Origin of the sequence: Ensifer sp. SSB1, assembly GCF_016652895.1 — a bacterium.
Taxonomy (GTDB): Bacteria; Pseudomonadota; Alphaproteobacteria; order Rhizobiales; family Rhizobiaceae; genus Ensifer.
The window spans coordinates 1-17265 of the sequence record NZ_JAEPRP010000070.1 but is presented as its reverse complement, the minus strand read 5'-3'; the positions used below and the strand labels follow the sequence as shown (position 1 = coordinate 17265).

At 62.8% G+C, this 17265-nt stretch carries 19 protein-coding genes; 10 read left to right on the top strand and 9 right to left on the bottom strand.

Annotated features, from left to right (window positions below; translation table 11 throughout):
• Positions 1-70: 70 nt before the first annotated feature.
• Positions 71-931 carry a CoA transferase subunit A gene (locus I8N66_RS18335; RefSeq protein ID WP_291156279.1) on the bottom strand — a complete coding sequence of 287 codons (861 nt, stop codon included), beginning with the start codon at positions 929-931 and terminating at the stop codon, positions 71-73.
• Between the two features lie 175 nt (positions 932-1106).
• On the opposite strand from I8N66_RS18335, the gene I8N66_RS18330 reads away from it, so the two are divergent.
• The gene (locus I8N66_RS18330; protein ID WP_291156276.1) at positions 1107-1862 is read left to right on the top strand and encodes an IclR family transcriptional regulator; all 756 of its coding nucleotides are present in this window, start codon (positions 1107-1109) and stop codon (positions 1860-1862) included.
• Between the two features lie 86 nt (positions 1863-1948).
• Positions 1949-2611 carry a sulfite oxidase-like oxidoreductase gene (locus I8N66_RS18325; protein WP_291156273.1) on the top strand — a complete coding sequence of 221 codons (663 nt, stop codon included), beginning with the start codon at positions 1949-1951 and terminating at the stop codon, positions 2609-2611.
• A gap of 15 nt (positions 2612-2626) precedes the next feature.
• Here the strand turns inward: I8N66_RS18325 and I8N66_RS18320 are convergent, their stop codons facing one another.
• Positions 2627-3247, bottom strand: a complete 621-nt coding sequence (locus I8N66_RS18320) for a helix-turn-helix domain-containing protein (protein WP_291156270.1) — start codon at positions 3245-3247, stop codon at positions 2627-2629.
• Entirely contained in the window at positions 3232-4701 is a 1470-nt protein-coding gene (locus I8N66_RS18315) for an amidase family protein (RefSeq protein ID WP_291156268.1), read from the bottom strand. The genes I8N66_RS18320 and I8N66_RS18315 overlap by 16 nt, the downstream gene beginning before the upstream one ends.
• Before the next feature lie 169 nt (positions 4702-4870).
• Between I8N66_RS18315 and I8N66_RS18310 the strand changes: the two genes are divergently transcribed.
• Positions 4871-5182 carry a hypothetical protein gene (locus I8N66_RS18310; RefSeq protein ID WP_291156265.1) on the top strand — a complete coding sequence of 104 codons (312 nt, stop codon included), beginning with the start codon at positions 4871-4873 and terminating at the stop codon, positions 5180-5182.
• Positions 5182-6123, top strand: a complete 942-nt coding sequence (locus I8N66_RS18305; RefSeq protein ID WP_291156263.1) for a sterol desaturase family protein — start codon at positions 5182-5184, stop codon at positions 6121-6123. The genes I8N66_RS18310 and I8N66_RS18305 overlap by 1 nt, the downstream gene beginning before the upstream one ends.
• 49 nt (positions 6124-6172) lie before the next feature.
• Here I8N66_RS18305 and I8N66_RS18300 read toward each other — a convergent pair whose 3' ends face one another.
• The gene (locus I8N66_RS18300) at positions 6173-7621 is read right to left on the bottom strand and encodes an NCS1 family nucleobase:cation symporter-1 (RefSeq protein WP_291156260.1); all 1449 of its coding nucleotides are present in this window, start codon (positions 7619-7621) and stop codon (positions 6173-6175) included.
• A gap of 126 nt (positions 7622-7747) precedes the next feature.
• Positions 7748-8635 carry a helix-turn-helix domain-containing protein gene (locus tag I8N66_RS18295; RefSeq protein WP_291156257.1) on the bottom strand — a complete coding sequence of 296 codons (888 nt, stop codon included), beginning with the start codon at positions 8633-8635 and terminating at the stop codon, positions 7748-7750.
• Positions 8636-8763: 128 nt separating this feature from the next.
• Here I8N66_RS18295 and pobA point away from each other — a divergent pair, with 128 nt between their 5' ends.
• Positions 8764-9936 (top strand): 4-hydroxybenzoate 3-monooxygenase, encoded by a 1173-nt coding sequence (pobA, locus tag I8N66_RS18290; protein WP_291156254.1) that lies wholly within the window; start codon positions 8764-8766, stop codon positions 9934-9936.
• A gap of 15 nt (positions 9937-9951) precedes the next feature.
• Here the strand turns inward: pobA and I8N66_RS18285 are convergent, their stop codons facing one another.
• A complete protein-coding gene (locus I8N66_RS18285) occupies positions 9952-10473 on the bottom strand; it encodes a GNAT family protein (RefSeq protein WP_291156251.1) in 522 nt (173 codons plus the stop codon).
• Between the two features lie 77 nt (positions 10474-10550).
• On the bottom strand, positions 10551-11477 hold the full coding sequence (pcaQ, locus tag I8N66_RS18280; RefSeq protein ID WP_291156248.1) for a pca operon transcription factor PcaQ: 927 nt from the start codon (positions 11475-11477) through the stop codon (positions 10551-10553).
• Between the two features lie 93 nt (positions 11478-11570).
• On the opposite strand from pcaQ, the gene pcaD reads away from it, so the two are divergent.
• The 5 genes from pcaD to I8N66_RS18255 all read left to right on the top strand — a co-directional run bounded on the left by pcaD (position 11571) and on the right by I8N66_RS18255 (position 15298).
• Entirely contained in the window at positions 11571-12383 is an 813-nt protein-coding gene (gene pcaD / locus I8N66_RS18275) for a 3-oxoadipate enol-lactonase (protein WP_291156245.1), read from the top strand.
• Complete coding sequence (gene pcaC / locus I8N66_RS18270; protein ID WP_291156242.1) at positions 12376-12780, top strand: 4-carboxymuconolactone decarboxylase; 405 nt, start codon at positions 12376-12378, stop codon at positions 12778-12780. Before pcaD ends, pcaC begins: the two co-directional genes overlap by 8 nt.
• Positions 12781-12792: 12 nt before the next feature.
• The gene (gene pcaH, locus I8N66_RS18265) at positions 12793-13542 is read left to right on the top strand and encodes a protocatechuate 3,4-dioxygenase subunit beta (RefSeq protein ID WP_291156239.1); all 750 of its coding nucleotides are present in this window, start codon (positions 12793-12795) and stop codon (positions 13540-13542) included.
• Positions 13542-14156, top strand: a complete 615-nt coding sequence (gene pcaG, locus I8N66_RS18260; protein WP_291156236.1) for a protocatechuate 3,4-dioxygenase subunit alpha — start codon at positions 13542-13544, stop codon at positions 14154-14156. Before pcaH ends, pcaG begins: the two co-directional genes overlap by 1 nt.
• An 86-nt stretch (positions 14157-14242) precedes the next feature.
• Positions 14243-15298, top strand: a complete 1056-nt coding sequence (locus I8N66_RS18255) for a 3-carboxy-cis,cis-muconate cycloisomerase (protein ID WP_291156234.1) — start codon at positions 14243-14245, stop codon at positions 15296-15298.
• A gap of 20 nt (positions 15299-15318) precedes the next feature.
• Here I8N66_RS18255 and I8N66_RS18250 read toward each other — a convergent pair whose 3' ends face one another.
• The gene (locus I8N66_RS18250) at positions 15319-16056 is read right to left on the bottom strand and encodes a FadR/GntR family transcriptional regulator (protein WP_113539564.1); all 738 of its coding nucleotides are present in this window, start codon (positions 16054-16056) and stop codon (positions 15319-15321) included.
• A gap of 86 nt (positions 16057-16142) precedes the next feature.
• Complete coding sequence (locus I8N66_RS18245) at positions 16143-16937, bottom strand: NAD(P)-dependent oxidoreductase (RefSeq protein ID WP_291156228.1); 795 nt, start codon at positions 16935-16937, stop codon at positions 16143-16145.
• Positions 16938-17265: the final 328 nt, after the last annotated feature.

Here is a 17265-nt window from a genome sequence, read left to right as displayed (position 1 = left end):
TTGGAGAGCGCTCGGGAAGCGGCGATCGTCATCATTTCGGTGGGGGTAAAATCGCTCATCCTATCCTCCTTCAAGCCGCTTTTGCCGGCTTGCTGCCAGCATGTTTGGCGAAATCTTCCGGCCTGGCGTCGAGCACGTTTTCCTTGATCCAGGCGGTGAAGCTGTCGCGGTCGCGGGCGATCTCGTCCCAGCCGATGTAGAAGGCGTTGGAGCGCGGGTAGTAGCCGTGCGCATAGGATGGGAAGGCGCCCCCCGGAACATGGGCAACCGATGTGACGGCCCAGCTGGGAAGTACGAGAGAATTGGGCGACGGCGGGTTGAGCTCGTCGACAATCTCCTCGACCGTGACGATCGAGCGCTTGGCGGCAAGAACCGCCTCTTTCTGCACGCCGACGATGCCTTCGATCAGCACATTTCCCTTCCTGTCGGCGCGTTGCGCATGGATGATCGTGACGTCAGGGCGGATCGCCGGCACGGCGGCGAGCACTTCGCCGGTAAAGGGGCAGGTGACCGATTTGATGTTGGGGTTCACCTTCGGCAGGTCGGCGCCGATATAGCCGCGCAGCGTCGCAAACGGCAGGTTGGCAGCACCCGCCTCATAGGCGTTGGCCATGGCCGCGTGCGAATGTTCCTCGATCTCCAGCGGCCGCGGCCACTGGTTTTCGACCGCGTCGCGGAAGCGATGCAGCGAGCCGACGCCCGGGTTGCCGCCCCAGGAAAACTTCATGCCGCGCGCCGCACCCACGCCGATCAGCTGGTCGTAGAGAATGTCCGGCGTCATGCGCACGAGATAGAGGTCCTTGCGACCTTGGCGGATCACCTCATGGCCTGCGGCATAGGGGATCAGATGGGTGAAGCCTTCCATGGCGACGGTGTCGCCATCCCTGACATTGTCGCCGACGGCCTCGGCGAGCGAAACGATCTTCGCCATGTTTCCTCTCTTCGTCTGCTGTTGTGTTGGCGCCTGCGGCCTGTCTGGCGGCGGCGACTAGCTCTTCCGCATGCCAATAAGCGCCGATCGTCCGGATCGGTCAAATATTTTGTGCGATATTTGACTTTTGTTCGTATATCGCACAAAGTCGACCGGTGTGATTTGGGAGGAAAGGATGCGGGAAACAGACTTCGTCAGCGGCTTTGCGCGAGGGCTGACGGTGATCGAGGCCTTCGATGAAACGCGGCCGAAACTGTCGATCGCCGAGGCGTCGAAGATCACCGGGCTTGATCGGGCGACGGTGCGCCGGTCGCTGCTGACCCTCTCGGAGCTCGGCTATGCCGACTATGACGGCAAGTTCTTCGCGCTGACGCCGAAGATCCTGCGCCTCGGCCATGCCTATCTCTCGGCGACACCGCTGCCGACGATTATCCAGCCCTATCTCGATCAGCTATCCGACCGCGCCGGCCAGAGCGCCTCGGCCTCGGTGCTGGACGGAACCGAAATTGTCTATATCGCTCGCGCCTCGCAGAAGCGGGTGATGTCGATCAATCTGACGACCGGCTCGCGCCTGCCGGCCTATTGCGCTTCCATGGGGCGGGTGTGGCTCGCCGCCTTGCCGGAGCAGGAGGCACGCGAGATCCTTTCGCGTTCGAACCTCAAGGCGAACACGCCCTATACGAAGACGGATCCCGAGGATCTGATCGCCGAGTTCCGCCGCGTGCGCGATCAGGGCTATGCGCTGATCGATCAGGAATTGGAGCTTGGCCTCTGCTCTATCGCTGTGCCACTCGAGAACGATCGCGGCCGGATCGTCGCGGCGCTGAACATTGGTGCGCCGGCCGCGCATGTGGCCGCAGCCGAGATGGTGGAGCGCTATCTGCCGTTGCTCAAGGAGACACAGGCGGCGCTGCGTGTGGTGCTGAGGTAGCACCGTCGAGCCTGGCGCTTGACGTTCCGCGACACCGCGCTTTCTATCTCGCCTGGGGTGTGAATTCGGGCTGGGAGTGGACCATCATGACTGACGATGCGCAGCCGCCGGAAACGAAGCTGACGACGACGAAGCGGCGCTGGGCCGCAGATGGCAAGTTCCTGACGGGGCGGGTCACCCGGCCGGAAGACGACCGGCTGCCGCCGGGCCAGCATCTGGTCAAGGACTGGCCGGTGCTCGACCTCGGTCAGCAGCCGATCATTCGAACGGAAAGCTGGCGGCTGGATGTTAGGGGGGTGGTCGAGCATCCCTTGTCGCTCGGCTGGGCTGATTTCAGGGCTCTGCCGCAAAGCGACAGGCTTTCGGACATGCACTGCGTCACGACCTGGTCGCGCTATGACAATCGCTGGCAGGGTGTGGCGGCCCGCGACCTCTTGGACCAGGTGATGCCGAAGCCCGAGGCGAGCCACGTCATGCTGACGAGCTATGACGGCTACACGACCAATTTGCCGCTCGAGGATTTCGCCGCGGAAGATGCGATCCTGGCGACGGAGTGGGAAGGGCAGCCGATCAGCCGAACCCACGGCGGGCCGATGCGGCTGATCGTTCCACACCTCTATTTGTGGAAGAGCGCCAAGTGGCTGACGCGGATCGATTTTCGCGCCGGCGACGCCGCCGGTTTCTGGGAGAAGAACGGCTATCACATGCGCGGCGATCCGTGGCGGGAGGAGCGCTATTCCGGCGACTGATAGCATCGCCGCGCCTCAAAGATTTGCCGGCGCCATCAGCGACTGCAGCCCTGCGAGCTGATAGCGCCAGAAGAGGTCGATCGCGACCTGAATGGATGGTGCGTCCTCGTGCGCTCCGAGCGTGTCGGCGATCGTGTCTATGGTTCTGGTGAAGGTGCGCTCGAGCATGAAGCACATCAGCGGCGAAAGTGCTGCTTCGCCCTGGGTGTCAATCATGTATCGCGACGCAAGCCGGGTCATCTCGCGCACCATCAGGCCTCTGACATGGGCAAAGCGTGTGCCGTCCGCGCCGCGAAGCAGGATCAGGACGGCGAACCGCTGTTCGATCCAGAAGGACAGAAGGGCCCGGGCAGGCTCCGAGCCCCGGGCATCTGCCGTCAGCCAGTTACCGATCGAGCGCAGCTCCCGCACGCGGGCGCGCAAAAGCCGGAGCAATTTCCCGGCAAGAGATGGCGTTACGACCTCATGGAACAGAGCCTCCTTGTCGGCGAAATATTTGTAGATGTTGCTGGGGCTCGTACCGGCGCGCTCCGCGACATCGGCAAGCTTTGCCTTCTCGAAGCCCTGCTCGGCGAATACCGCAGCCGCGGCAGCAATGAGCCGCTCGCGCACTTCCTGTTTCAGGCGCTGAGGCATGAGAGCCTTTCCGAAAGCGCGACCAGTCTTGGCTGCCAGGGCATAGCTTCTTCCAGCTGGAAGGCAAGCGAGAAGAGCAGCGCATCCTCGCCCGTTGCAGCGGCGAAGTGGCAACCGATCGGCAGTCCGTCCTGCGTCCAGAAAAGCGGCACCGACATGGCCGGCCATCCGGCGAAGGAAGCCACATTGGTGAAGCCGGCGAGCCGTTCGGTGAAGGCGATGAGTTGGTCCGGATCCTCAGTCGGGCCCTCCGTCCCAAGCGGGAAGGCGGAGAACGGAACGGTGGGCGAGAGCAGCACGTCATAGGCGGCGATCGTCCGGTTTGCCTGTGCTTCGGCGATCGTCATCGCCGAGACGGCGTCTGCGATGGCTGCCTCCGGCAGCCGCCTCGCGCGTCGGACGAGCTCGACGGTATATGGCTCGAACAGGGTTTCGTCGAAGGCGCCGCCCATCATGGCCGCGATCTGGTCGAACAGGCCGCCAAGGGCGGTGCCGGTCAGCGCGAAGAATGCCTGGCTGGTTTCCCGCGCGTCGACATCGGGGCCATCGCACACGATGACGTCGTGGCCGAGCGCCTCGCAGAGCGAAATGGCGGTGTTCAGCGCGTCTTCGGCTGATGCGGAAACGCCGTGCCCGAAGGCATCGCGCCGATAGACGCCGATGCGCAGCCGCTTCCGTGATCCGCGCTTCAGGTCGTCGATCGAGGGCAGGGCTTGGGGCACGTCCTTGCGTTCCGTTGCGGCAAGCCAGGTGGCGCTGTCGCGTACCGATCGACTGACGCAATGGTCGCCGATCAGCCGCGCCGTGGGCATGGTCGGCGGCAGGCCGGCATTCACCGTGCGGTCGCGGCTCGGCTTGAAGCCGAAGAGCCCGCAGAAGGAGGAAGGCCCACGGATCGATCCGCCACCGTCGGACGCGTGGGCGATCGGCACAATGCCGGAGGCGACGGCCGCGACGGCGCCCCCCGACGATCCGCCCGTCGAAAGGGACGGGTTCCAGGGGTTCTTCGTCGCGCCATGGGCGAGTGTCTCTGTTGTGCCGAGCAGGCCGAACTCCGATGTCGTCGATTTGCCGAGGACAATCAGGCCGGCCGCGTCGAGCGCCGCGGTATAGTCCGATCCGCCTTGAGCGGGTTGCCCCTTGAACAACCGGGAGCCGAAACCGGCCTGGTGGCCGGGATAGGCGAGCAGGTCTTTCAGCAGTGTCGGCACGCCGGCAAAAGGCATGCCCGCTGTCGGCCGCATCTCCCGGGCGTGTTTGCGGGCAAGATCGAACGCGTTGGAGGCAAGGACGTTGAGGTGCGGGTTCAGCCGGTCGATGCGCTTTATCGCGGCATCGACGAGTTCAAGCGGAGAGACCGCGCCGGTTGAAACAAGTCGGGCCTGGTCGGTTGCGTCCAGTGATGCGAGGCTTTCCAATTGGGCCGGCGAGGCTTCGCTGTTCATCGGGCGCATCGGTGCGTCTCCTTCTGACTGTGAAAAGAGAATTTCATATTCTCTTTTCACAGTCAATGAAAGGTTGCTTCGGCCTGTGTCCGGTTGCATCCTCCGGCTTCCCGCAATGCTCGTGTAATCCGCTCCCCTCAGAGTTCGGCAATGACGTTTCAAACAAGGACGGTTGTCGATGCGGTTGGTCGTCTTGCCAATGTGGATGCTGCTGTTCGGTGCGGGCTCGAGTCATGCCGACGACAAAGGGCTGCGGATTGCGGACGATCCGCAGCGGACCGCACAGCATCTGTACGATCCCTGTCGTGATGGTCGGTTAAGTGACGGAACGCCGCGCACATGCGCCGAGATCCGGCGCATGTATGGCGGCAAGAAGTGGGGCGATCGGTCCGAGCCGGACTATCGCCTGGATGCATGTTCCGATGGGCGCGTCAGCGACGGCCGCCCGCGCACATGCCGCGAATTGCTGGATTGGATGGAGCGTCGTTGATGATTTCAGAGCGCCGCCGCGCCCTTGCGAAGGCCGGGTACCTGCTAAAGCGAATGTTGCGATACCTGTCCTGGCCTCTGGTGTTCTTCTCCGGGCTGTTGGGTTCCTACTTCGCCTTCGCAAGCACCCACCCGATGATCGCTTTCGCGACGGTCTATGCCGTCGCAGTCTTTGCCCTGTTCCTTCTCGAGCGCTACATCCCTTACGAGCGGCGCTGGCTGCAATCGGATGGCGAGACGGTGAACGACATCGGGCATACGCTGGCGACGAAGGGGCTGCTGCAATTGGCGGGCCTGATCGCCGCCGTCTTCCCCATGTATGCCGCCAACATCCTGCAGCCGCTTGCCGCGCTGAAGTTCGGGCTGTGGCCGGCCGATTGGCCGATGGTCGTTCAGGTTGCGCTGGCCGTGGTGATCGCCGAGCTAGGTCTCTATTGGGCGCATCGCATCGCCCATGAAAAGCTGTTCTTCTGGCGGTTTCACGCCCTGCATCACAGTGTCGTGCGGCTCTGGGTCATCAATACCGGTCGTTTGCACGTCGCCGATTCGGTCTTCAAGCTCGCGATGAGCCAGATCCCACTTTATTTCCTCTGCGCGCCGCTCCATGTTTTCTGGTGGCTTGGGGCCGTTACGGCGTTCATGGGCATCCTTACCCATTGCAATGTCGATATGCGCACCGGTGTCTTCGACTATTTCTTCAGCACGCCGCGCCTTCACCGCTGGCACCATTCGAAAGATCTTCGCGAAGGCAACATGAACTACGGCGAGAACGTCGTGATCTGGGATCTGATTTTCAGGACCTACTACAATCCCAACCGCCCATCCTCCACCGACATCGGCATCAAGGGGCAGATCGCAAGGGGCTTTCTGAAGCAATTGGCCCAGCCCTTTACCAAGGAAGGCGTTCGCCAGATTCTGGGTCGCCCGGGCCGAGGCTCGTGATGGCCTGGAGGCCGCACCCGATCGTCTGACCGGGTGCGGCGCTGGACAGCTAGGAGGCAAAGGCAGGCTTGCGTTCGCCGATCCTCAGCACGTAGTAGATCGCCCCGCCGATCGCGACGCCGAAGAACCAGCCATAGATTCCCCACCAGGCCGGCAGGATGTTGGTGAATGTCGGCAGGATCGACGAGAACAGAGCGCCGATCGCAAAGGCGACGAAGGCGCTGCCGTGCCACCCGCCCTGGAAGCGGAACTCGCCGTCCTCATGGTAGAGCGCTTCGACGTTCAGTTGCCCCCTGCGGATGAGATAGTAGTCGACCATCATCACCCCGAAGATCGGCCCCATCGTCGATCCGATGAAGTTGACGAAATGCGCCGCACCCGTTTCCCAAGGGGCGAACGGATAGAGGATGAGGGCAATCAAGGCTGCGATATAGCCGCCGCGCTTGAAGTTGATCTGCCGCGGAAAGACGTTGGCGAAGTCGAAGGCGGGCGACACGAAGTTCGCCACCACGTTGATGCCGAGCGTCGCGACGGCAAAGGTGAGAGCCGCAAGCAGCGCCAGGAACCAGCTGTCGAACTTCGCCGAAATCTGGTCCGGGTGCAGCAGCACTTCACCATAGACGGCAAAGGCGGCCGTCGTCGTCACGCCGGCAACCAGGCAGAAGGCGAGCAGGTTGATCGGCAGACCCCAGAGATTGCCTTTGCGCAGCGTCTTTACGTCGGTTGCATAACGCGAGAAGTCGCAGAAATTCAGATAGAGAGCTGCGAAATAGGTGATCCAGGTGGCAGCGACCGCCGCAAGTGCGGGGAAGCTGCCGGGCTCCCAGGGCACGCCCGCATCCTTGGTTTTCTCGATGAGCACGTCGCGCGGAATTTCCGAGCCGAAGGAGAAGGTGCCCGATTTGACGATGAGATAGACGGCAAGGATCAGCATCATGATCCAGACCGCGGGGCCTGCCCAATCCTGGAACTTGCGCACGGTCTCCATGCCGCGCTGGATGATCAGCAGCTGCAGCGACCAGACGACGACGTAGCAGATCACCTCGAGCGTCGAGTGGCCGAGCATGTGGCTGTTCTGGTGGAAGGCCAGCATGCTTTCGTTGCGGACGAGAAGGGCGACGATGGCGCCGGACGCCGCAGCCGTCTGCGCGCCATACCAGAAGCAGGCGACGACGGCGCGAACCAGGGCGGGTACGTTTGCGCCGAAGGTGCCGAAGGAGGCACGCGCAAGAACCGGGAAGGGCACGCCGGTGCGCACCCCCGCATTGCCGACGAGGCTCATCAGGAAGAAGATCACCAGCGATCCGATGCCGATCGCGATGACGAAGTTTACGAAGCTGCCGCAGAGCAGGAACAGACTTGCTGCGAGGTAATAGCCCCACAGGCTATGCACGTCGGATGTCCATACATTGAAGATGCTGAAAGCGCCCCAACGACGCTCCTCGGCCGGTGCCAGATCCTCGTTATACAACGAGGGCGACGGATCGCGTACTGCCATGTCTTCCTCCGTATATCCTCCGGGTCCCCCTCGGACCCGAGCCTTGATTCTGCTCCCGTTTTGAGTCGTTGCAAAAGTCTTTTTGGATTGTATGCAATTTCCGCTCAGGGCGGTGTTGTTGGCGGGTCAGGCGCCGAGCCTGTCCCGCTCTGCCAGCCGCCAGGCGCGGGGTGTCACGCCCGTCTGGCGCAGGAAGAAGCGGGAGAAATAGGCGGGATCGGCAAAGCCGAGGCGGAAGCTGATTTCCTGGACGCTGGCGCGGGTGAAAACGAGTTCTCGCCTCGCCTCACCGACAAGCTTTTGCGCGATCATCTCGTGAGCGCTGAGACCGGTGATCGCGCGTGTAATCCGGTTGAGATGGGTCGGCGACAGGCCGAGCTCGCGGGCATAGGCGGCGGCGGGCCAACGCGAGCGGTGGTGCTGCTGCAAAAGCGCCCGGAAGCGCTGGACCCTTCGTTCGTTTTCACTGTCTGCCGTATCGTCCCGCTCGTCGCTTGCCTCGTCGAGGCGCGCCGTCAGCGTCAGGACGGAGGTGAGGTAGGCATCCAGCAGGTCCGCGCGATTGCTGCGGCTGGTTTCCCATTCCTTGGCCAAACGTGTGAGGGTCGCTGCGATATAGGCGGCATCCTCGCGGTCATCGAGCCGGGTCATATGCGGCGCCGCGAGCCAGGAGCCGAGCCGGTTGCGCTCGCCGGGCGACGTCTTCAGATGGGACGCCAGAATGGTGAAGACGAAGCCGTCGATGTCGCGCGAGAAGCGGAAGCCGTGGTTAAGCGCCGGCGGAACGGTGATGACCATAGGCGGTTCGATCATGTGCACGCCACTGCCAAAGACCGCATCGCCCGAGCCGCCGGCAATGTACAAGATCTGAAAGAAGCTCTCGTGCCGGTGCAGCCCGATTTCCCAGTGGTAGAGGCTGCTTCGTGACGGGATGGTCTCGCAATGCAGCCAGAAATCCGGCCGTTCTCCGGTCTTTTCTCCGTAGAGCTCGTAGGTCGGAACCGTCTTCTTCATGCCGCGCGCTCTGAAGCCATGTTCGATTTGTGCAATTTCATGGCGGCTTTGTCCATTGAGAGCGAAGCCGGCCGCGCGCAGATTTTGTCAAAAGACAATTCTGCCGAAAGACAATGCCGGAGGAGAGCATGCGCACCAAGGTCGTCATCATCGGGTCGGGTCCATCGGGGCTGCTGCTTGGGCAATTGCTGACGGAGGCCGGCATCGACAATGTCATCCTCGATCGCGTGAGCAAGGACTATATCCTCGGCCGCGTGCGCGCCGGCGTGCTGGAGGAAGGTACGGTCGGCTTGATGGATCGCGCCAGGGCCGGCGCGCGGATGCACAAGGAGGGGCTGCCGCATGACGGCTTCTCGCTCGCCTTCGATGGCCGTGACCACCGTATCGATCTCATGCATTTGACCGGCGGCAAGCGTGTGATGGTCTATGGTCAGACGGAGCTGACGCGCGACCTGATGGAGCATCGCGAGCGATCCGGCGCGACGACGATCTATGAGGCCGCCCATGTCGAGCCGCATGATTTTGACGGCCATCTGCCCTACGTCACCTTTGAGAAGGATGGCGCAACCCAGCGCATCGACTGTGACTTCATCGCTGGCTGCGACGGCTTTCACGGTGTCAGCCGCAAGTCAGTGCCCGAAAAGGCGTTGCACACCTTCGAAAAGGTCTACCCCTTCGGCTGGCTTGGTATCCTCGCCGACGTGCCGCCGGTCGATCACGAACTTATTTATGCCAACCATCCGCGTGGCTTTGCGCTTTGTTCGATGCGCTCCCAGACGCGCAGCCGCTACTACATTCAATGCGCGGTGAGCGAAAAGATCGAAGACTGGTCCGACGACCGCTTCTGGGATGAGTTGCGCCGGCGGCTGCCGCAGCATCATGCCGAGGCGATGGTGACCGGACCGTCTTTCGAGAAGTCCATCGCGCCGCTCCGATCATTTGTCGCCGAGCCGATGCGTTTCGGCCGGCTCTTTCTGGTCGGCGATGCCGCCCATATCGTTCCGCCGACGGGCGCGAAGGGGCTGAATCTCGCAGCCAGCGACGTGCATTATCTCTTCGAAGGGTTGCTCGAGCACTATCAGGATCGCTCGAATGCCGGCGTCGACGCTTACTCCGCACGGGCCCTTGCGCGCATCTGGAAGGCGGTGCGTTTCTCCTGGTGGATGACGACGATGCTGCATCGCTTTCCGGACACCGGGGATTTCGACCAGCGCATCCAGGAAGCAGAGCTCGACTACCTCACCCATTCGGTCGCCGCCGAGACGGTGCTTGCCGAGAATTATGTTGGGCTGCCGTACTGACGTTTCGCCGCGCCGTCAGTTCCACTCGTTCCTGAGCAGGCCGTAGATCGCCGTGTCCCAACGGGCGTTACCCACCTTGGCCGAGGATCGCCGCACGCCTTCCTCGCGAAAGCCGAGGCTGCGGTAGGTGCGGATTGCCGCCTCGTTGAACGTGTAGACGTTGAGTTCCAGTCGCTCGAAGGCGGGGTTGGCGAAGAAGCGGCTGGTTACCTCGCGCAGGAATGGCTGGGCGAGGCCCTGGCCGCGCATGCGCGGATTGATGGCGACCCGGCTGAGACGGCCGAGACCGTTCTGCCAATCGAGCGCTACCTGCGCATGGCCGGCAAGCTTGCCGTCGACCAGACCGGCGAACATGGACCGCCCGGGTTCGGCGCCAACGGTTTCCGCCATCATGGCATCGAGCTGCCCCGCCTCGAGCGGGAAGGACAGGCCGGGGCCGCCCCATTGCACCAGCGCTTCGAGGTTCGAGAACCAGTCGAGCATTTCGGGAATGTGGCTTTGGGAAAAGGGTTCAACGAGGAGGGGAGAGGTCGGCATCAGGTCACCAGTCTGTTGGGCCTGCAATCTCGGTCGCCGGCCGGGGCTTGTAAAGCCGCGAATTCCGGGCATGCGGCTCAGAGTTTGGAAGCGACGTCGGTGGCCGCCTCGCGAATGGTCTGCATCAGGATGGAGAGGGCCAGCGTCGGTGCCGCGTCGGCGCGCATGGTAAGCCCAACCGGGCCCTTGGTCTCGCTGGTGTCGATCGGCAGGATTGCGATCGTGCCATCGTCGACGTCGCTGGCGACCACGCCGGTGGAGATGATCCAGATCGCATCGCTCGCCCGGACGAAGGCGCGGCCGAAGGCATCGGACACGGTCTCGATCTGGTTCGGCAGGCTGGCGATGCCGTTGGTGATCAGGAAGCGCTCGACGAAAGGGCGGATGATCGAGGCGCGTGTCGGCATCAGCACCGGAAAATCCGCGAGCCGTGCAAAGGTGGAATGCGCGCCTGAAAGCAGCGGATGCCCGGCGCGCACGGCAAAAACCACTTGCTCGGAATAGAGGTGCTCGAAGGAAAAGCCCGTCATTTTCTCCGGTGCCGCAAGCCGCCCGACGACCAGATCGAGATCGCCGACGCGCAACTGTTCGAGGAGCACGGCGTTTTCGCCGGTGACGATCTTGATGCGGGCGCCGGTATCCTCCTTGAGGAAGAGCGTCATGGCGAGCGGCATGATCCGTGTCGAGACCGTCGGCAGCGCGCCGACCCTGACCGGAACGCCGTCGCCGGCGCGTTCCTGCGAGACGGAATCGAGCCCCTGCCGCAGGGCCGTCAGCGCTGCACCGGCGTGGCGCAGGAACACCTCGCCATAACGTGTTATCTTGATACCGCGCCCGTCGCGCTCGAAGACCGCGACGCCAAGTACCTCTTCGAGCTCGCGGATCGTCTTGGTTACGGCCGGTTGGCTGACATGCAGCAGTTCGGCCGCCTTCATGACGCTCTTCTGCCGGGAGACCTCGACAAAAGTCTGCAGATGGCGAAACTTGACCCGGGCGTCGATCATGGAATTCATAACCCTCAAGTTAATGAAATGCCATGAAATATCATTTTACCTAACCAGATTAAATATCCAATTTGGTGGCGGAGGAGAGAGCCCGTGCAGTTTGCCCGCATCAACGACATCACGATCCACTACCAGGTGATCGGCGCGACCGGCGACCGTCCGGTGCTGGTTTTTGCCAATTCGCTCGGCACGGATTTTCGTATCTGGCGCGACGTTATCGTCCAGCTCGCCGGCGATTATGCCATCGTCCTCTATGACAAGCGCGGCCATGGCCTCTCCGATATCGGTCCGATCCCTTACGCGATCGAGGATCACGCCAACGACCTAGCCGGCCTGCTCGATATGCTCTCGGTCAAGCAGGCGATCGTCTGCGGTCTTTCGGTCGGCGGGTTGATTGCGCAGTCGCTCTACCAGCGCCGGCCCGATCTTGTGCGTGCGCTGGTACTTTGCGACACGGCACACAAGATCGGTACGGCCGAGATGTGGGCGGCGCGCATCGCTGCCATCGAGGAACACGGCATCGAAGGGATCGCCGACGGTGTGCTCGAACGCTGGTTCACCCCGGCCTTCCGCCGGCCGGAAAACACCGCCTATGCCGGCTACCGAAACATGCTGGTGCGCCAGCCGGTGACCGGATACATCGCCACCTGCGCCGCCATCCGCGATGCCGATTACACCGAGGCCGCCGCCCGCATCGCGGTGCCCACGCTCTGTGTCGTCGGCGACCAGGACGGCTCGACGCCGCCGGATGTGGTGCTTGCGACTGCCCGCCTCATCCCGGGAGCCCGCTACGAAGTCATCCGCGATGCCGGTCACATTCCCTGCGTCGAAAACCCTGAAGCCTTGACCGCGGTGCTTCGCGCCTTCTTTGAAATCGCAATGCATGGAGACAAGACCCATGAGTGACGCTTCTGCGCCCTCCGACCGTTATCGCCAGGGCATGGCCACGCGCCGGGCCGTTCTCGGCGACAATCACGTGGATCGGACGCAGTCGGTTTCCACTGAATTCGATCGCCCCTTTCAGGAGTTGATCACCGAAGCGGCCTGGGGCCATGTCTGGTCCCGGCCGACCTGGACGAAGCGCGAGCGCTCGATCGTGACGATCGCCCTGCTCGCCGCCCTCGGCCAGGACGACGAGGTGGCCATGCACGTGCGGGCGACGACCAACACCGGCGCAAGCCGCGAGGATATCTGCGAGGCGCTGCTGCATGTGGCGATCTATGCCGGCGTGCCGGCGGCCAACCACGCGATCAAGATCGCCAAGCAGGTGTTTGCCGAGATCGATGCCGGCAAGACGGCCTGACGGGAGAAGATGATGTCCGACAGAACGAACGGAAAGCCGGAGACCGGCGCCTTCTTCCCGCGCGACCGTGAGTGGCACGCGCCGGCGCTGACGCCGGGCTACAAGACCTCGGTGCTGCGCTCGCCGCAGAAGGCGCTCCTGTCGCTCGACGGCACGATCTCGGAAATCACCGGTCCGGTCTTCGGTCATTCTATGATCGGCGAACTCGACAACGATCTGATCCACAATTTCGCGCGGGCGGGCGAAAGCGCCATCGGCGAGCGCATCATCGTTCATGGCCGGGTCCTCGACGAGCGCGGGTGCGCGGTGCCGGGGGCGTTGCTGGAATTCTGGCAGGCCAATGCCGGCGGCCGATACCGCCACAAGAAGGAAAGCTATCTCGCGCCGCTCGACCCGAACTTCGGCGGCTGCGGCCGCACGATCACCGATGAAGACGGCTTTTACAGCTTCCGTACGATCAAGCCCGGCCCCTATCCCTGGCCGAATGGCGTCAACGACTGGCGTCCGGCCCACATTCATTTCTCGGTCTTCGGCCACGGTTTTGCGCAGCGTCTGATCACCCAGATGTATTTCGAGGGTGACCCGATGATCTGGAAGTGTCCGATCGTCAACACGATCCCTGATCGCCAGGCGATCGAACAACTGATCGCGCCGCTCGACTGGGCAAACACGATCCCGTTCGATGCCCGCGCTTACAAATTCGACATCGTGCTGCGGGGACGCCGCTCGACGTTGTTCGAGAACCGGTTGGAGGGCAACTGATGGTGCAGCAACTTGGTCATCTCAAGGAGACGCCCTCGCAGACGGCCGGTCCCTATGTGCATATCGGGCTGACCCCGAATTTCTGCGGCATTGGCGGCGTCTATGAAACCGACCTCGGCACACGGATGGTGAACGATGAGACGCTTGGCGAGCGTATTACCATAACCGGCCGCGTGATCGATGGTGCCGGTGCGCCGCTGAAGGACGCGCTCGTCGAGATCTGGCAGGCGGATGCGGCAGGTTTCCATAACTCCCCAACCGAAATGCGCGGCTCCGCGGACCCGAATTTCTCCGGCTGGGGGCGCTGTCCGACCGGCGCCGAAGACGGCGTCTTCACCTTCGAGACCGTGAAGCCTGGGCGCGTACCGTTCAAGGACGGCCGGCCGATGGCGCCGCACATCACCTTCTGGATCGTCGCTCGCGGCATCAATATCGGGTTGCACACGCGCATGTATTTCCCGGAAGAGACGGATGCGAATGCCGTCGATCCGCTCCTTGCGCGGATTGAACATCGCCATCGCGTTGCGACGCTTGTCGCAACCGGAGCGGCGCCTAATTATGTCTTTGACATTCACCTGCAGGGTGAGAAGGAAACGGTCTTCCTCGACATCTGAACAGGAATGTCACGCCTGGACATGGGGGCTCGGATGCGCTCATGCAGCAGGTGGCATTTCGTTCGGCAAGCAGAAACGGGGAAACCATGACCTATTCCGCCTTCGACCATCCTTATCTCTCGGGGCTTCTGGGTGATGAGGCGGTTGCCGCCGAGTTTTCGGCTTCCGCCGACATCCACGCAATGCTCGCCTTCGAGGCGGCGCTGGCGCGGGCGGAAGCCGTGCACGGGATCATCCCGGCGAGTGCGGCCGACCGGATTACCGAGGCCTGCCGCGCTTTCTCGCCCGATGTGATCGCGCTGAAGCGCGCCGTGGGTGTGGATGGGGTGGTCGTGCCAGAACTCGTCCGGCAATTGCGCGGTGCCGTCGGTCGCGAAGTTGCCGAATATGTGCACTATGGCGCGACCAGCCAGGACGTCATCGACACCAGCCTGATGTTGCGGATGAAGGCGGTTGCCGAGCTTTTTGCCGTCCGCCTCGGCAATGTCGTCTCGGTGCTCGAGGAATGCGACAGCGAATGGGGCGATCATTCGCTGATGGGGCGGACCCGGATGCAGGCGGCAATCCCGATCACGGTATCGGACCGGCTGCGCAGCTGGATCGAGCCGCTGCTCGATCATAAGGACCGTCTTGAGGCGATGGACCGCGATCTCTTCGCCGTCCAGTTCGGAGGCGCTGCCGGGACGCTCGATAAACTTGAGGGCCGGGCCGACGACGTGCGTGCAACGCTTGCCGAAGAACTGGGGCTCGCAGATTTTCCGCAATGGCATAGCCAGCGTTCCGAGGTGGCGGATTTTGCCAATGCGCTTTCGCTGGTGACCGGCAGCCTCGGCAAGTTCGGCCAGGATATCGCGTTGATGGCGCAGCAGGGCGACGAAATCGAACTCGCCGGTGGCGGTGCTTCCTCGGCGATGACGCACAAACAGAACCCGGTCGCGGCCGAGGTTCTGGTGTCATTGGCGCGGTTCAACGCGACCCAGCTCTCCGGTATGCATCACGCGCTGGTCCACGAGCAGGAACGCTCCGGGGCCGCGTGGACGCTCGAATGGCTGATCATGCCGCAGATGGCCGGAGCGACCGCGGCCGCTCTTCGTTTGGCTGCCGAACTTGCGAGCAACATACGCCGGCTCGGCAGTGCCTGAGTGTGCTGATCGCCTGCTGCTCAGCGCGCCGCGCGCAACATCGAACGATAACGAACCTGGCTGTTCTTGAGGTGCTGGCGCATGGCGGTGCGTGCCTGCTCCTCGTCGCCGTCCTGGATCGCGATGAGGATGGCCTCATGCTCCGCGATCAGTCGCGACAGTTCCTCTGACGCCAGCACGGTTTCTTCGCCGCTCTCCGATACTGCCCGACGGGGAATGAGCGCCGTGCCCAGCATCTGCAGGAACTGGCCGAAGCGCGGGTTGTTGGTCGCCTGGGCGATCGCGAGGTGGAAGTTGAAATCGGCCTCCGCAGTCGGGCGTCCTTCGGCGGCGCTCGCACAGAAGCTGTCGAACGCCTCGACGATCTTTTCTTCCTGCGCCGGCGAGCGACGAAGGGCGGCCAGTGCGGCCGCATCACCTTCGACTGCAGTTCTGAGCTCCAGCATTTCTATCAGCGAGGAGACGCGTGCCAGATCGATGCCGTGGAACGGCAATGCCGCCGTCGGAGCCGGCTCCAGCACGAAGACCCCGATGCCGTGCCTCGCTTCGACCAGCCCGCCGGAGCGCAGTGCCGCGATAGCTTCGCGCACGACCGTGCGGCTCACGCCGAATTCCTGGGTAAGCTGCGCCTCCGAAGGCAGGCGATCGCCCGGCTTGTAGTGCCCGCTGCTGATCTGGCTGCTGAGCGCGTCCGTCATCTTGGCCACCAGCGTCTTGCCTTGTGGCGTTGTGTTGTCGGGGGCGGTGACGTTGCTCATGGGCGTGGCCGTTTCTCGAACTTGGTTTGCGTTTCTGGATACGCCATTGCCGATCATCGGCGCAATCCATTGCCAAGGCTTGAGGCCTATTCCTCGAAGATCGGATCGTCGACGAAGGCACCGCCCTGATAACGCACGAGCGAGTCGCTCGGCTGCGGTTTCGGGGTGTTGGCGGCAAGCTTGTCGCGGAAAACCTCGGCATTGTCCTTCGGTCGCCAGCCGAGCCATCCGATGTGCGAATTGTCCCACCAGCCGGCGTCGTTTGCCGACGCGCCCCAGATGACCGGGCAGCCGAGAACGGGCGCGCGGAATACGGCTTCGGTCAGGGAGACGAAATCGTCGTGCGAGAGCCAGGTGGAGAGCATGCGGTAGTTGACCGGTTCCGGCACGCAGGAGCCGATACGGAGCAGGGCAGTCTCCTGCCCGAACTTGTCGAAATACATCCGGGCAAGCGCTTCGCCGAAGCATTTGGAGACGCCGTAAAGGCCGTCGGGCCGGTAAGGCGCATCTGGGCCGAGCCGTTCGCTCTGCGGGTAGTAGCCGATCGTGTGGTTGGTGCTGGCGAAAAGGATGCGTGGCTGATGGTGGGCGCGGGCCGCCTCGTAGAGGTTGTAGAGACCGAGGATGTTGGCGTCGAGAATCTCCGAGAAGGGCCGCTCGACGGAGATGCCACCGAGATGCACGATCGCATCGCAACCGGCCACAAGCTCGTTGACGGCGCTGGCATCGGCGAGATCGCACTGGGTGCATTCTTCGTTTTCGGCGGGCGGATCGAGCGGCGCACGATCAGACAGACGGATCGTCTTGGCCAGTGGCGCGAGCTTTTTACGCATCACGCGACCCAGCTGGCCCGCCGCACCGGTGATCAGAAGTCGTTCCATCGTCTGTCCTCCCTCATGCCGGTGAAATGGCTTCCCACTCGCATTTTACATCATGTCATACAATATCGGCTAACATATAATACATCTTTCGCGCAATACCGATGCACTGCGCATTCGTCGCATTGTGCGGTGATGCATCCTGCATACAACTCGGCCTCTGCGGCGAGAAAACCAAATCCACTTCTCATATGACAACATATATTATGAGATATTGACATGTGTGTGATGACTTGCTTAGTAGGGCGCGTCGAGTTTTAGGGAGGCTCCCACGAAATGACCCCCGAACAGATCAAGGCCGCGCTTGGCTCAGGCCTCCTTTCCTTCCCGG